Raw genomic sequence first — 13,606 nt, forward strand, 5'->3', positions numbered from 1 at the left:
GCGTTATATGCTATGTAGCAACACTTTTTAATAAAACATCTAAGTTTTAGATGAACTTAAATATAGGCACAATTTTGAAAACGCATATTCACCCCGTTCCTTTAGAAAAATCATACCGACTTTTAAATCATGGGCCGACTGTGCTCGTCTCTGCTCAGGATCAAACCCATACCGGTGTGATGACTGCGGCATGGGCATGCGCCTTAGAGTTCAATCCTGCAAAAGTGACGGTAGTACTGGATAAATCAACTAAAACACGTGAGATTATTGAAAATTCAGGCTATTTCGCCTTACAAGTACCGACACTGAAACAACTCAAACTCGTCTATGCACTTGGCATGATGAGCCAACGTGATGCGCCAGAAAAATTACGCCAATGTGGCGTGGAATTATTTCAATTTAATGCCTCAGATATTCCTGTAGTTGAAGGTTGTGCTGCTTGGCTACTGTGCAAACTTATTCCTGAGCCGCACAATCAACAAGCGCACGATCTGTTTATTGGCGAAGTCATTGCTGCCTATGCAGACGACCGCGTCTTCCGTAACGGACATTGGTATTATCATGAAGTAGCAGATGAATGGAAAAGCCTACACCATGTTGCTGGCGGGAACTTTTATACCATTGGTAATCCCGTATCTGTAGACGAGACACCAGACTAAAATAGCGCTGTGAGCTCTGTCGTTTATCTAGGGTTGAAAATCAATAATCATCCGTTTTGAGCATTTTCATGCTAACTTTAACTTAATTTTAAATATTGAATGAATGGATATGGCGTTTAAAATACATACATTGGATGTCAAAAATTCACTGCAAAATTATATTTGGCTGCTTGAACACACCGAAAGCCATGATGTCATTGCGGTAGATCCTACTGAAGCTGCCTTAGTCGAGCGCTATTGTCAGGAACATCAACTCAATCTCACACAAATTTGGTTAACGCATTGGCATAAAGATCACGTCGGTGGCGTACCGGAACTTATTCAAGATAAAAACATTGCCGTTTATGGTCCCCGTGCAGAATTAAGCCGTATTCCATGGGTGAATTATCCTCTCGATCATAATGACCGTTTTGAATTTCATGGTCTTGAAGTCGAAATAACAGCAACGCCCGGCCACACCCTCGGTCATATCGTATATTTTATCGATGACATTCATACACTGTTCTGTGGCGATGTATTATTTGCTATGGGCTGTGGACGTGTATTTGAAGGTACTTTTCAACAAATGTACGATTCATTGAACCGTATTGCCGCATTCCCTGCAGAAACTCAAGTGTATTGTACTCACGAATATACCCTATCGAATGCGCAGTTTGCGCGGCATGTTGAACCTGACAACCTTGCCATACGACAGCGGTTTGATGAGGTTGAATCACTGCGCATGCTCGGACAATGTACTTTACCAAGCAGCATTGAATTAGAACTAGAAACCAATCCATTTTTACGCGCAGAAAGTGTTGAAGCGTTTCAGCGCTTAAGAGAACTCAAAGACAATTTTTAATTGGATTGAGAGTTTAATGAATTTAAGATTTCATCACAAATATACTGTTTTTATTTGTGATGAATATTTCGGGACGATTTATCATTCTATATTTATAAAATTTGATTGGTTGCAGCAAACTCATCCAGTTCAGCTTGAGTCACAACTCGTACGGCTTGCATTTCATCGATACGTACCATCAATAAACCACCTAATGCCGGTTGATAACGTCGTGCACTACCAAATGGTGTATATGCCACTTTGGATTGCTCCGAAAAGACCAACCAATCTTCATGTCCAAGCATCACCGCAACAGGCGTCTGTCCCGCTTGTTGCATCTGTTCAATTTTTGCTTTTACAGCGTGCTCAATGTTCTGCATGCGTTCAATCTACTTATACCAATAGAACATAGTATAAAAGCTTTTCGATAAATCTTGATGAGAAATAGCATTGCAAGCTCACCTATCCAGCGAATTAGGCTTTGAACAAACTGTTATTTGCAATCCACAACTGCATGCCCAAACAGCTGTGCATTCTAAGCCAAACAATCGTTTATTTTGCGCACAGCTTCTCTATAAACATAGTTCAGATTTTAAGCCAGCAGTTAAAACCCAAATTTTTAAAATACGTTATATTTACTTACATTAAGTTTAGCTTGTTATAAAACAGCGAGTTAAATAAGTTTATACCGTTTACAAGCCGATAATCTGTTTATTTATCCATCAAAATTTCATATTTTAAATAAAAGTTTTCCATTTCCCCTTTAAAAAATATTTTGACACCCCTATTTAATATTTTAATGATTGATAAGGAGTTCGCTCGTGAAAAAAGTGGTTAAAGCAAAAAATTTAGTTGCCTTCCGTCTTTGGTTAGAAAAGTTAGGATATTCTGTTCGTACACTGGCAGATAATCGTGGATTTACATTCAGTTTTAAAAAAGAATATGGTCTAGTGACTGTAGATTTGTCTGGTAATGCTTTGGCCATGCAGCTCGGTGAAGAGTTTGAAGATCATTTAAAGGCATAATCTTCTCTATAATTTATTCGAACGATTTGAAATAAATGATTTAATTCGATTGATTCGAATCCGCATTTCAAAATTTGCCCGTATATTCGGGCTTTTTTCACCTTTGTTTTACTGACTCATTTTAACGAGATAAATTTCAGACAATAAAAAAGCAAGATAAGACATCTTGCTGTATCTCTGGTTCATCATTCTTTTATTAAATTTTTTTATTAGAATTAATCTTCAAAAAAGACCATGTTTAAGACACTGATTTTTTCGCATTTCAAAAACAAAAAAGCAAGGTATAAAACCTTGCTTAATCTAATGGTGGGGACGGAGAGACTCGAACTCTCACACCTCGCGGCGCTGGAACCTAAATCCAGTGCGTCTACCAATTTCGCCACGTCCCCAACTCGGGTGCTGACAATGTCAGACTTTAATTTGTTTAAAAACCTGTTTATTTGGCAACTTAATAAATTAAGTGGTGGGGACGGAGAGACTCGAACTCTCACACCTCGCGGCGCTGGAACCTAAATCCAGTGCGTCTACCAATTTCGCCACGTCCCCAACAGGGTTGCTGACAATGTCAGACTTTTTAAAACTTGGCAGAGGATCAAGGATTCGAACCTTGACGAACGGTTTTGGAGACCGTCATGCTACCATTACACCAATCCTCTGTGACCTTCATTACCAAACTCATGTTTAGTAATTCAGTGGTGGGGACGGAGAGACTCGAACTCTCACACCTCGCGGCGCTGGAACCTAAATCCAGTGCGTCTACCAATTTCGCCACGTCCCCGATGGCTGTGTATATTATAGAGATCACCCTTACATGACAAGCCTTTTTTATAAAAAAGCATCTTGTTTGTTTAAATAAAAAACAATAGTGCCTTTTTTGTATTTTTCTTAAGCAAATTCAGCAACTAAGTCGCTTTTTAAGCGATAAAAATCCACCAATCTGTCATTTTTTTGCTTCATCAACATGTGTTGCAATAGCTGATTAAACCCTTGATATTGCATTGGCAGATCAAGCTTTAAGCGTTGGCAATGTAAATAGGCCCAATCTTCATAGTTTTTCGCCTCTAAACGCTGTGATGTCAGCCATTCCAAGAAAATAATCCCCAGCGCATAGATATCACTGTGCAAAGATTTTGCTTGCCCATGGAAAAGTTCTGGAGCCATATAACGTGGTGTCGCAGTTAAGGCATTTTGCTGGTCAACAGCCAACGGGAGCGCTTGCTCAAAGTCGATGAGTCTACACTGCCCTTGCCAATTCACAAAATGCTCTTGTTTTAAATCTGCATGTATCCAACCGTGCAAGCTTAATCGCTCAACCACATCGATTGCTTGCCATAGCACTTGCCTCACCTGCTCAATGCTCAAATTCGATACAGGCTGTAAGAACCAAGGCTCAGCATTGGGCAGTATTAATAGGCGATCAATAGGCTCTTGCTGAATACTGAGATGCGTCTCTTTTATCACTTGAAAAGGTAGCGTGATGCTGTCTTGTGTAGACGCTTGATTGAATAGCTGGTACAGCTCAATTTCTCGACCAAAACTAGCTACATGTTCAGGGCTGCTGTCACTGACTTGCGCCTTGAGCCAATAACGTTGTTGATTGAATTGAAATTGATATAGACGACGGCCAAAAACCAAACTTTTGGTTTTGGTTTTTGGCTCGCAAATGGTTTGCGCTAAATCTGTGGATTTAAACCGCAATAAATTCTGCATGTCGTTGACTGGGTTCATTTTGATAATTTAATAATTCCAAACAATGCTGAATGGTCTTACCGATGCGAGCTTGCGTTTCGATTAATGAAATTTTCGGCCATGTGGCTCTTTCACCTTCACGCTGCAATACTTTAAACAGATAAGGTCGCGGATTTTGCAACATATAACTATAGTGTCTTAAGCCATATTTCCCCACAATATTGACATCACCATAGTAACGCTGATCCACCACGCCATAACCATGATCAAGCAACCGTCTTACCGGTGGAATACTTCCTGCGCGCTCACGGGCGAAATCCATCACCCCTTTACTAATCACCTTACCTTGACGACGAACGATCCGCTCAGGCCAACTCAACATGCTTTTACGAAAGCGTGAAGCATCATCCTGCATAAACGGCACAATATGCGGATTGACCTGACTAGCGATACTATAATTAATATTATATAGACGTGCCATTTTCTCCTGTGGGAAATCACTGCGCACACTACCATCCACCCAACGTGTAGCCGACATATATGGCGTAAATTGCCCGTCATAACGCTTACTGGTCAGTCGTACCGGTGGAAATAGAATGGGCACTGCACAAGATGCCAACACTGCACTCCAAACCAACAAATCGGGTGATGTATACGCATTCATAATTCGTGCATCTTGTGATGCATCATAAGGCGCAACTGCCACATTGATATGCAGACCTGATTGCTTATATGCTTCGGCAAAAGTTAAGTCACCTAAGTTTTCAACCAAAAACTTTTTCAGATATTTTACATCTGCCAAACCGCCATTACCCTGCACTAACTCAGTCAATTTACGAAAGTGAAATGCCTCACTAAAGAAGTTTTGTCCATTTAATAAATTGGTAAATTCTGATGGTTTAGATACACCCAACATCCCGGTCATAATGGCGCCAGCACTGGAACCAGACAGAACTTTGGGCATCAGATCTTGCTCCATCAGTGCTTTACACACACCTGTATGAAACAAACCTAAAGTTGAACCGCCTGAAAACATCAAAACAGGTTGACCATAGGCTTTTTGGCTTTGTTCAAAGAATTCAATTTTTTGTGCAGCATCAAGACAAACGCATTCTTCAGATGCGATAAATGCCAAACTTTTACTCACCTCATCAACATAGTCTTCAATAATTTTTTTGGTGCCGACGTAGGCTTCTGTAAACAGTAAAGGATGAGCAATATTGCCAATATCATAAGTTAAACCTTCACTTAAAATGTACATCAAATCTCGAGTACGTTTCTGAGCACGATATCGTCTCAGTAACCCTAAACGATGAGTAATAATTTCTGCATCAAAATACGGTGAACTATTATCGAATTTCCATTCTTGCGCACCCGATTCTTCATCTATTTTAAGTGCGATATCTTTCCATTCTTCATAACATTCAGCACGGTCGAGCTGACGCTTTAATTTTTTTATCCGATATGCCTGATGTGGATTAATACTTTTTGAAAACCCTGTAAACAACATGACTATCCCTCAGCACACTTTAAACTGTTCACTCAGCTAGATTTATAACAACTTTTTGGTTATTCGAATAGCGCTGATCTCCTAGAACAATCATTTAACTTTGACATATTGAGGCGATTATAACTGCATTATTGATGTACACTGCTGTCATATACTAACCAACAACAAGACACGACAAGCTGACTTATCATGGCTACAATTGATTTACCTGACAACATCCTTCAATCGCTATCTACTGTACTCTTACAACTACAGCACAGTTTGCCTGAGCTTAAACAAGCACCCGATTTTTCGAGTATCGCTTTTAAATGGCAAGATAAACAGCTTAAAGCCATTCAACAGCCCAAAGTCATGTATTTAGAAGATTTAAAAGGAATTGAGCGTCAAAAAGAAAAAGTGATTCAAAACACTTTACAGTTTTTAAAAGGCTTACCTGCCAACGATGTTTTACTCACTGGCTCTCGTGGTACAGGTAAATCATCCATCGTCCGTGCTCTGCTCACCCATTATGCAGACCAAGGTTTACGTTTAATTGAAATTGAGCGTGATGATCTATCTGATTTGCCAGAAATTCAAAAGTTAATTGAAAATCGCCCTGAAAAATTTATCGTATATTGTGATGATTTGGCATTCAATGCTGAAGATGAAAACTATCGCAGCTTAAAAAGTGTTTTGGATGGTTCATTACAATCAGGTTCGAGTAATTTTATTATTTATGCTACCAGTAACCGTCGTCATTTATTGCCTGAATTCATGCATGAAAACACACCTGTAACCAAGGTAGATGTGCCTCAATATAATGAGCTTCATCCACAAGAAGCGATTGAAGAAAAAATATCTCTTTCTGACCGCTTTGGGATGTGGCTGTCTTTTTATCCAATGGATCAAAATTTATATTTAGAAATTGTTGAACATTATTTGGCTAAAGCCGAGATGTCATGGACAGATGAAGCGCGTGCTGAGGCACTACGTTGGTGTCAAGGTCGTGGGCAACGTTCAGGGCGTGCTGCTTATCAATTTTCAAAGCATTGGATTGGGTCAGAACAACTTAAACAAGCCTAGAGCCAAAAAACTAAATAAAAAAGAACCGCTATAGCGGTTCTTTATAATTGAATATGACAAATGATTCTTTAATTCTGACAAATAGGTGGAAGGACAGAACGAATACCTAAACCATTGGCAATTTTCTGCACTGTGTTTACCACATTAACATCATTAGCTTGATATGAAACCAACTGAATACCCATCGGCAATCCACTTTCACTTTGAGTCATTGGAAAAGCATAACTTGGTGCATCTAAATAGTTAAAAGGACGCGTGTATTCACCCACATGACTAAACTCGATATCCATTGAGCTAGACACAGCTGCAAGGAATGGGCTCACTGGAAACAGCAAACATTGACCATTTAAAGAAGCTTTAAATGTCTGCTGAAACTCAGTTCGCTCTGCAATCAATGACTCGTATTTTTCCTGTGAAATACTCTTACCGCGTAGCACACGCTGACGAACTAATTCCCACATCTGTGTTTCAGCATTTTCAGCTGTATCGCCATGATATAAATAACTTTCATAAGCAATAATGTCAGACGTCCGGTCCGATAAATTATGAAAATCGAAATGTGCAGGTGGTTGCCAGCTTTTAATTTCGATTCCCAATGATTCGATGCGTTTTAGCCCTTCGCGCCAAAGGGTTAATACCTCAGGCTCAAGCGGATATGGAAATGCAGATTCATCTAAAGCATAAATTACATTTTGACTTGATGCCGCTCCAACATCTACATCCATCAATACATTGACTAAAGCGCTAATATCATCTGCAAATCGTGCAAAAGGCCCTAGAGTATCTAAAGTTTTGGATAAAGGTACTGCACCCGTGTCGGCAATTTTATGGGCTGAAGGTTTAAAACCAAATATACCATTTAATGCTGCTGGTGTACGAATCGAACCACCTGTATCACCACCAAAGGCCATAGGACTAAGACCACTAGCCACAGCAACCGCTGAACCTGAAGATGATCCACCCGGTGCAAATTGCTGCTCTGCCCACGGGTTTTTAGGTGTGCCTTGCATTGGATTTTGACCAGACAAACCAAAAGCCAACTCGGTCATTTTAGTTTTACCTAAAATCACAAAACCTAAATCTTGCAATTGATCAACCAGTTTACAGTTCGCTTGCGCTTTTTGATCTAAATAAACCGTACCTGCATAGGTGATATGACCCGCTACATCCAGATTATCCTTTAGTAAAATTGGCACACCATGAAATGGACTCAATCGTGTGCCTTGCTGAAGCAACTCATCTAAATGTTGTGCCTGTTGCAAAGCCTCGATTTCGAATAATTCCGAAATACAATCTAGATGTTTAAATGTTTGGTTTCGATCAATATAAAATTGAACTGTCTCTACTGAAGTTATCTTTTTGCAGGCAATCTGGCGACCAAGCTCAAGTGCAGATAAATTCACAATATTCATTTTATATCTTCCAAACCTTTTCCTGCCGTTTCAGGCATTTTCATAAATGTGATTAATGTTAATAATGCGCCAACCAATACCATAAAATAGAAGTAATCTTGTTTACCAATACTTTGTAGCCAAGTTAGCACATACGGTGTTGTGCCGCCGAGTAAAGCCACCATCAAGTTGTAGGGTGCGCCAATGCCAACTGCACGAACTTCTGTCGGAAATTGTTCAGACATGACAGCTGGGCCAATGGCGGTATATAAAGCATATAAAACCAAGCCGAAAAGCTCGACCATTAAAATAGATGCAAACGTACCATCCATCCATTTAATGATTGGATAAAAGAACACTAAATATCCCACAGCAAATACAATCAACTGCGGTTTACGACCAATTTTGTCTGATAGCCAGCCAAATACAGGCTGACACAACATAAAGATAATTAAGCCAACAGTATTTGCAGCAAAGGCTGTTTGTGGCTCTGCGCCTAAAACTTTAATGGCATAGGTCGGGACATAGACCACAAAAATATAGAATGCAAATGTTGTTAAGATAGAAATACCCACAATACGAAGCGTTTCTTTCGGATGACGTTTAATCAGTACAACCAAAGGATTTTTTACTGATTCTTTTTTATGGGTCATTTCGCTATCAGGTACTGATTTACGAATCCACATACCCACCAAGCCGCCAATCGCACCCAAAATAAACGGAATACGCCATCCGTATTCGCTCATTTGCGTTTCAGTTAAAGTACTTGTTAAAGCCCAAGCAAGACCTGAGGCCATCAAAATACCAATCGCTGAACTGAAAAACATAAAGCTTGAATAGAATCCGCGTTTATTTTTTGGTGCCATCTCTGAAAGATAAGTTGCCGCTGAAGCGAACTCACCCCCCAAAGATAAACCCTGAAGTAATCGCGCTAATACCAAAATAATCGGCGCAAAAATACCAATTGATTCATAGGTTGGTGAAAGACCTATCATCAAAGAACCACCTGCCATCATTATGATGGTTGCGGCCAAAGCTGCTTTTCGACCATAGCGGTCAGAAAAGATCCCCAATACGATTCCACCTAATGGACGCATGAAAAAACCTACAGCAAAAATTGCGAAGGTCGCAAGCAAGGATGCAGTTGGATCATCTGATGGGAAAAATTGTTTCGCGAAAAATACTGCAAAAGTTGCATAAATCGTCCAATCGAACCATTCAATAGCATTTCCTACAGTTCCTGCAAGAATAACTTTCTTTTGTGATACATTTCCTTGTGTGGAAATTGAGTTTTGCATTTTTGACTCATCCATAAGCGTCTCATTTAATATTTAGACATAAATACAGGTTGTATTTTATTTTCTAGACTTAAATTTAGATTATAATTAGTTTTTAGACAAGTCAATCATCATGAGTGAATCTTTTAGTTTCGACGAAATCGATACTGCATGCATCAAAGCTCTTATCTCCAATCCGAGAGGATCATGGCGAGAACTGAGCCAGATTAGTGATGTCCCTGAAAAAAAGCTGTCTCGACGTCTAGGTAGATTGCTAGATGACCAAGTTATACGAACTGCAATTGAATTAAATCCTGTGGTTGCCAATAAGGGTTACACCGTTCATGTCTGGATCAGTGTGAAATTTGGGAAGGAAAAAGAAGTTGCGCAATTTTTTGCAAACCGTCCAGAAGTACGCATTGTTTTTCTAACCACAGGACTTGCCGATATTTTCCTTGAAATTGGATTAGAAAAGGCCGCCGATCTCTCTGTTTGGATGCATGATTTTGTTACGCATATTCCGGATATTAAAACCGTAGAAACCCAAGCCGTATTAAAACCATTTACTTGGGCCAGTAAACCCAAAGCTTTAGAAGGTACAAGCGATAAAAACGTCAATTTTAGAAGTTTGACTGAAATAGAGTTAAAACTGATTCATGCTCTGTCTATTGATGGGCGTTCATCTATTAAAAGTTTGGCAGAGCAAATCGAACTCAGTGAACATAAAACTCAGAAATTATTGAATGATTTATTGGAAGAAGGCATTTTCAACATTCGTGTCGATGTAGAACCCAGTTTGATGGGCTATAAGTCCGAAGCGATTATTTTGATTAAAGCTCGTCCAGATGCAGCAAATCAAATTGCCAAGACCTTGTCTGAACTTAAAAACACACGCTGCCTATTTGGTATTAGTGGAGATTCACAATTTTTCTGGCATGTCCTATGTAATGATTCAAGTGATTTATGGAAACTCATTACAGAAGATCTTGGTAATTTTGAAGGCATTCAATCTTGCAATACCAACATGGTGACATTGGCATTAAAACGTGCAGGATTTATGCGAAAAATCAGCAGCGCGCAGTTATTTTCAAATTTAGATTAAAAAAAGAACCGCAAATGCGGTTCTTTTTTTAACGATTTTTACGCTTCGTTTGGATTACTTAATTCCGTCATCGGCCAACGCGGTGTAGTTGTAACAGACAAACCATCATGCTGACCCGCTTTAAGACGCTGATAACCTGCAAACGCAATCATTGCACCATTATCTGTACACAGCGCAGGTTCTGCATAAAACACATTTGCACGGATTTTTGCCAAATCAGCCTCTAAGCGCTCACGTAAACGCTTGTTTGCACTTACACCGCCGGCAATAACTAAACGTTTTAAACCCGTTTGTTTTAATGCCTTCACTGATTTTTTCACCAATGTATCAACCAACGCTTCTTGGAATGATGCAGCGATATCCGCCTCACGACCTTCGCCTTCAACTTTTTTTAGTTGAACTGAAACGGCAGTTTTTAAACCACTAAATGAAAAATCTAAACCTTGGTGTAGCATTGGACGTGGAAATTCAAAGGCATTGATGTCACCATTGATCGCCAATTTCGAAATATTTGGACCACCTGGGTATGGTAGACCCATCATTTTAGCGACTTTATCGAATGCCTCACCTGCTGCATCATCAATCGACTCACCCAATAATTCATATTGACCAATTCCATAAGCAGCCATCAATTGAGTATGTCCGCCAGAGACTAAAAGTGCCACAAATGGAAATTCTGGTGGAGTTTTAGACAACAGCGGCGCCAACATATGACCTTCCATATGATGTACACCAATTGCAGGTTTATTCAGTGCAAATGCCAACGTACGACCAAACAATGCGCCTGTCATTAATGCACCCATCAAGCCCGGCCCGCGAGTATATGCAATGGCATCAATTTCAGATTTATCCATCTGACTTTCTTCAAGCAATTGTTTTAATAACGGAATTAACTTACGCACATGGTCACGTGAAGCTAATTCAGGTACCACACCACCATATTCTGCATGCAGTTTGATTTGGCTATACAATACTTGTCCGCGTAATCCTTGCTCACTATCGTAGAGTGCGAGTCCTGTTTCATCACACGAAGTTTCCAAGCCTAAAACGATCATTAAACTGCCTTTTGCCCATTTCAAAATATTGCGAAACCTATTATAGACTTGTGATATGAGATGTAAATGAGTAAAATACTGACCTTCACTTGTGATCAAGGGTAATTCGACCCGAGATCTTATCCATAACTTAATGAGGATTCTTCATGCCACAAGTTAAATTGAAAGAAGGCGAACCAGTAGACGTAGCTATCCGTCGTTTCAAACGTTCATGCGAAAAAGCGGGTGTTCTTGCTGACGTTCGTAAACGTGAATTCTACGAAAAACCAACTCAAGAACGTAAACGTAAAAAAGCTGCTGCTGTTAAACGCTACCAAAAGAAATTGGCTCGCGAATCAGTACGTACTACTCGCCTTTACTAAGATTAATTTGTGATTGATTGACTAACCTGGACAAGATAAATGACTACTTTAAAAAACCAAATAACTGAAGTTTTAAAAGCCGCTATGCGTGCTAAAGAAATGGACAAGTTAACGGTAATACGTAGTCTACAGGCAGCAATCAAGCAAATCGAAGTCGATGAGCGCATAGAGCTTGACGATAAGCAAGTTCTTGCGGTCATTGAAAAGCAAATCAAACAACGCAAAGAATCGGTTAAAGCCTTTTTAGGTGCAAATCGAGATGATTTAGCTAGTAAGGAACAAGCCGAGATTGAGGTGTTATCTCAATTTCTACCAGAAGCTATGACTGAGGAAGAACTTGATTCCATCATTGCGCAAACAATTACTGCGCAAGAAGCTACTAGCATGAAAGATATGGGTAAGGTGATGAACTCTCTACGTCCGCTCATAGCCGGACGTGCCGATCCTGCACAAGTTTCAGCTAAAATTAAAGCGAAACTCTCTTAATCTTTCATCTAGATTGTTTGATTTGGTCTATTTAAGTACGCTGATGACTTAAATAGCCAAATTATCCAAATTCAAAAATAATTCAAATACATACATTATTTATTTTTTCTTTATTATCTAACGATTTCATACTTGCAAATATCTCGCCAACTTCCATCTACTGGATTTTGAATTGCCGCTTCATCTATTTCAATCAATTTAAAATTTGCTCGTTCACATAGACGTCGTGCTTGCTTGTTTTCTACATCTACAAAAGCGTTTAATTGCTGAAATCCTAGATCATTCAATAATTGATCCACAAATAACTGCAAAGCTTCTGTCATCAAACCCTGCCCTTTAAATTCAACATTTCCCCAAAATCCAACGTTAGCTTGGTTTTCCATCCAATTGATTTGATGAATATCCATGACACCTAAAAAGTTATGCGACTGTTGCTCACGAATCACATAAACAAAATTTTCCTGATTTAACGCAGCCAACACTCTCGAATCACAAAATGCCAATGAAGCATCTAAATTAGGTTCTTGTAAGGACCAAGCCAAACTTGCAGGAAACATTCGTAAGGTTACTATACTTTGACAAATCGCCTCATAAAGTGCTTTTGCATCGTGGCGCTGAATCAACTGAAGCGTGATTCTGCCATGACTCATATCAAAATCATCGAGTTTCATTTTTATTCAGTTTCTCGTAATGATTTAAAATGCTTATAAATTTATTTTTAATTTAGGGCACATTGAACATTATATTTTTTTAATAATTGCATCTCTTTTGATGCGATCACCTGCTGAATCACATCCTGCTTATTCATATTACGGTACTCACGATCTAAAAATGCACGATTTTCGTCTGCGGCACGATAAAGATCATTCACATAAGTCTGAACAATACCGCAGTATTTCACTTGCTGGTCTGCTTTAAATCCCTGTTGCTGCGGATCTAACTGACTAAAAAATTGGCGTACATCGGTTTTATATTTTTCGTTAATATCATTCACAGCAATCACATATTGCTCTGCGCTAGCAGCTGCAATATTCGTTGCTAAGCCCAACAGACAGGCCGCCAAAATCATATTTTTCATTTGTAAGTTCTTAATCATAAAACATTTTACATCCAGCTAGTTTACACTGATTAATCCAAGCCACTAAAACTACAATTTACACTTTATAAT

At 39.3% G+C, this 13,606-nt stretch carries 15 protein-coding genes and 4 tRNA genes; 7 read left to right on the plus strand and 12 right to left on the minus strand.

What is annotated here, in order from left to right:
- The first annotated feature begins 50 nt into the window (after window positions 1–50).
- Complete coding sequence (locus MST18_RS09370) at window positions 51–659, plus strand: flavin reductase family protein (protein ID WP_180077708.1); 609 nt, start codon at window positions 51–53, stop codon at window positions 657–659.
- 109 nt (window positions 660–768) lie between these two features.
- Window positions 769–1,500, plus strand: coding sequence for a hydroxyacylglutathione hydrolase (gloB, locus tag MST18_RS09375; RefSeq protein WP_180133021.1), 732 nt, complete (start codon window positions 769–771; stop codon window positions 1,498–1,500).
- Window positions 1,501–1,592: 92 nt separating this feature from the next.
- Here gloB and MST18_RS09380 read toward each other — a convergent pair whose 3' ends face one another.
- Window positions 1,593–1,859: a hypothetical protein gene (locus tag MST18_RS09380; RefSeq protein WP_111883866.1), complete on the minus strand. Its 267-nt coding sequence runs from the start codon at window positions 1,857–1,859 to the stop codon at window positions 1,593–1,595.
- A 441-nt stretch (window positions 1,860–2,300) separates the two neighbouring features.
- On the opposite strand from MST18_RS09380, the gene MST18_RS09385 reads away from it, so the two are divergent.
- Window positions 2,301–2,504 (plus strand): hypothetical protein, encoded by a 204-nt coding sequence (locus MST18_RS09385; RefSeq protein ID WP_078188846.1) that lies wholly within the window; start codon window positions 2,301–2,303, stop codon window positions 2,502–2,504.
- A gap of 304 nt (window positions 2,505–2,808) precedes the next feature.
- Here MST18_RS09385 and MST18_RS09390 read toward each other — a convergent pair.
- From MST18_RS09390 to MST18_RS09415, 6 genes are all read right to left on the minus strand, one after another.
- A tRNA-Leu gene (locus tag MST18_RS09390) sits at window positions 2,809–2,893 on the minus strand.
- Between the two features lie 72 nt (window positions 2,894–2,965).
- Window positions 2,966–3,050, minus strand: a tRNA-Leu gene (locus tag MST18_RS09395).
- Between the two features lie 36 nt (window positions 3,051–3,086).
- Window positions 3,087–3,160, minus strand: a tRNA-Trp gene (locus tag MST18_RS09400).
- A gap of 37 nt (window positions 3,161–3,197) precedes the next feature.
- Window positions 3,198–3,282, minus strand: a tRNA-Leu gene (locus MST18_RS09405).
- Window positions 3,283–3,389: 107 nt separating this feature from the next.
- On the minus strand, window positions 3,390–4,214 hold the full coding sequence (locus MST18_RS09410; protein WP_180133020.1) for a protein kinase: 825 nt from the start codon (window positions 4,212–4,214) through the stop codon (window positions 3,390–3,392).
- Window positions 4,192–5,703 (minus strand): DUF3336 domain-containing protein, encoded by a 1,512-nt coding sequence (locus tag MST18_RS09415; protein ID WP_180133019.1) that lies wholly within the window; start codon window positions 5,701–5,703, stop codon window positions 4,192–4,194. Before MST18_RS09415 ends, MST18_RS09410 begins: the two co-directional genes overlap by 23 nt.
- Window positions 5,704–5,892: 189 nt before the next feature.
- Here MST18_RS09415 and MST18_RS09420 point away from each other — a divergent pair, with 189 nt between their 5' ends.
- Window positions 5,893–6,765 (plus strand): ATP-binding protein, encoded by an 873-nt coding sequence (locus MST18_RS09420; RefSeq protein ID WP_180133018.1) that lies wholly within the window; start codon window positions 5,893–5,895, stop codon window positions 6,763–6,765.
- Between the two features lie 68 nt (window positions 6,766–6,833).
- On the opposite strand, the gene MST18_RS09425 is transcribed toward MST18_RS09420, so the two are convergent.
- Together MST18_RS09425 and MST18_RS09430 are read right to left on the minus strand one after the other, a co-directional pair.
- Window positions 6,834–8,177: an amidase gene (locus tag MST18_RS09425; RefSeq protein ID WP_180133017.1), complete on the minus strand. Its 1,344-nt coding sequence runs from the start codon at window positions 8,175–8,177 to the stop codon at window positions 6,834–6,836.
- Window positions 8,174–9,454, minus strand: coding sequence for an MFS transporter (locus tag MST18_RS09430; protein WP_257227504.1), 1,281 nt, complete (start codon window positions 9,452–9,454; stop codon window positions 8,174–8,176). The genes MST18_RS09425 and MST18_RS09430 overlap by 4 nt, the downstream gene beginning before the upstream one ends.
- Window positions 9,455–9,566: 112 nt before the next feature.
- Here MST18_RS09430 and MST18_RS09435 point away from each other — a divergent pair, with 112 nt between their 5' ends.
- Entirely contained in the window at window positions 9,567–10,535 is a 969-nt protein-coding gene (locus tag MST18_RS09435) for an Lrp/AsnC family transcriptional regulator (protein ID WP_180115229.1), read from the plus strand.
- 38 nt (window positions 10,536–10,573) lie between these two features.
- Here MST18_RS09435 and tsaD read toward each other — a convergent pair whose 3' ends face one another.
- Entirely contained in the window at window positions 10,574–11,590 is a 1,017-nt protein-coding gene (tsaD, locus tag MST18_RS09440) for a tRNA (adenosine(37)-N6)-threonylcarbamoyltransferase complex transferase subunit TsaD (protein ID WP_180023873.1), read from the minus strand.
- 146 nt (window positions 11,591–11,736) lie between these two features.
- Between tsaD and rpsU the strand changes: the two genes are divergently transcribed.
- Window positions 11,737–11,952 (plus strand): 30S ribosomal protein S21, encoded by a 216-nt coding sequence (gene rpsU, locus MST18_RS09445; protein ID WP_001136722.1) that lies wholly within the window; start codon window positions 11,737–11,739, stop codon window positions 11,950–11,952.
- 39 nt (window positions 11,953–11,991) lie between these two features.
- Window positions 11,992–12,438, plus strand: coding sequence for a GatB/YqeY domain-containing protein (locus MST18_RS09450; RefSeq protein ID WP_078193617.1), 447 nt, complete (start codon window positions 11,992–11,994; stop codon window positions 12,436–12,438).
- A 113-nt stretch (window positions 12,439–12,551) separates the two neighbouring features.
- On the opposite strand, the gene MST18_RS09455 is transcribed toward MST18_RS09450, so the two are convergent.
- Complete coding sequence (locus tag MST18_RS09455; protein ID WP_180133015.1) at window positions 12,552–13,109, minus strand: GNAT family N-acetyltransferase; 558 nt, start codon at window positions 13,107–13,109, stop codon at window positions 12,552–12,554.
- Window positions 13,110–13,156: 47 nt separating this feature from the next.
- Window positions 13,157–13,516 (minus strand): hypothetical protein, encoded by a 360-nt coding sequence (locus MST18_RS09460; protein WP_111885700.1) that lies wholly within the window; start codon window positions 13,514–13,516, stop codon window positions 13,157–13,159.
- Window positions 13,517–13,606: the final 90 nt, after the last annotated feature.

Source organism: Acinetobacter sp. YH12068_T (assembly GCF_024606005.1).
Taxonomy (GTDB): domain Bacteria; phylum Pseudomonadota; class Gammaproteobacteria; order Pseudomonadales; family Moraxellaceae; genus Acinetobacter; species Acinetobacter amyesii.

What these genes read in the sequence shown, in the direction of transcription:
- MST18_RS09415 (WP_180133019.1), bottom strand. Translation starts at nt 5,703, where the DNA reads ATGTTGTTTACAGGGTTTTCAAAAAGTATTAATCCACATCAGGCATAT.
- MST18_RS09435 (WP_180115229.1), top strand. Translation starts at nt 9,567, where the DNA reads ATGAGTGAATCTTTTAGTTTCGACGAAATCGATACTGCATGCATCAAA.
- rpsU (WP_001136722.1), top strand. Translation starts at nt 11,737, where the DNA reads ATGCCACAAGTTAAATTGAAAGAAGGCGAACCAGTAGACGTAGCTATC.
- gloB (WP_180133021.1), top strand. Translation starts at nt 769, where the DNA reads ATGGCGTTTAAAATACATACATTGGATGTCAAAAATTCACTGCAAAAT.
- MST18_RS09460 (WP_111885700.1), bottom strand. Translation starts at nt 13,516, where the DNA reads ATGAAAAATATGATTTTGGCGGCCTGTCTGTTGGGCTTAGCAACGAAT.
- MST18_RS09370 (WP_180077708.1), top strand. Translation starts at nt 51, where the DNA reads ATGAACTTAAATATAGGCACAATTTTGAAAACGCATATTCACCCCGTT.
- MST18_RS09430 (WP_257227504.1), bottom strand. Translation starts at nt 9,454, where the DNA reads ATGCAAAACTCAATTTCCACACAAGGAAATGTATCACAAAAGAAAGTT.
- MST18_RS09380 (WP_111883866.1), bottom strand. Translation starts at nt 1,859, where the DNA reads ATGCAGAACATTGAGCACGCTGTAAAAGCAAAAATTGAACAGATGCAA.
- MST18_RS09410 (WP_180133020.1), bottom strand. Translation starts at nt 4,214, where the DNA reads ATGCAGAATTTATTGCGGTTTAAATCCACAGATTTAGCGCAAACCATT.
- MST18_RS09455 (WP_180133015.1), bottom strand. Translation starts at nt 13,109, where the DNA reads ATGAAACTCGATGATTTTGATATGAGTCATGGCAGAATCACGCTTCAG.
- MST18_RS09450 (WP_078193617.1), top strand. Translation starts at nt 11,992, where the DNA reads ATGACTACTTTAAAAAACCAAATAACTGAAGTTTTAAAAGCCGCTATG.
- MST18_RS09420 (WP_180133018.1), top strand. Translation starts at nt 5,893, where the DNA reads ATGGCTACAATTGATTTACCTGACAACATCCTTCAATCGCTATCTACT.
- MST18_RS09425 (WP_180133017.1), bottom strand. Translation starts at nt 8,177, where the DNA reads ATGAATATTGTGAATTTATCTGCACTTGAGCTTGGTCGCCAGATTGCC.
- tsaD (WP_180023873.1), bottom strand. Translation starts at nt 11,590, where the DNA reads ATGATCGTTTTAGGCTTGGAAACTTCGTGTGATGAAACAGGACTCGCA.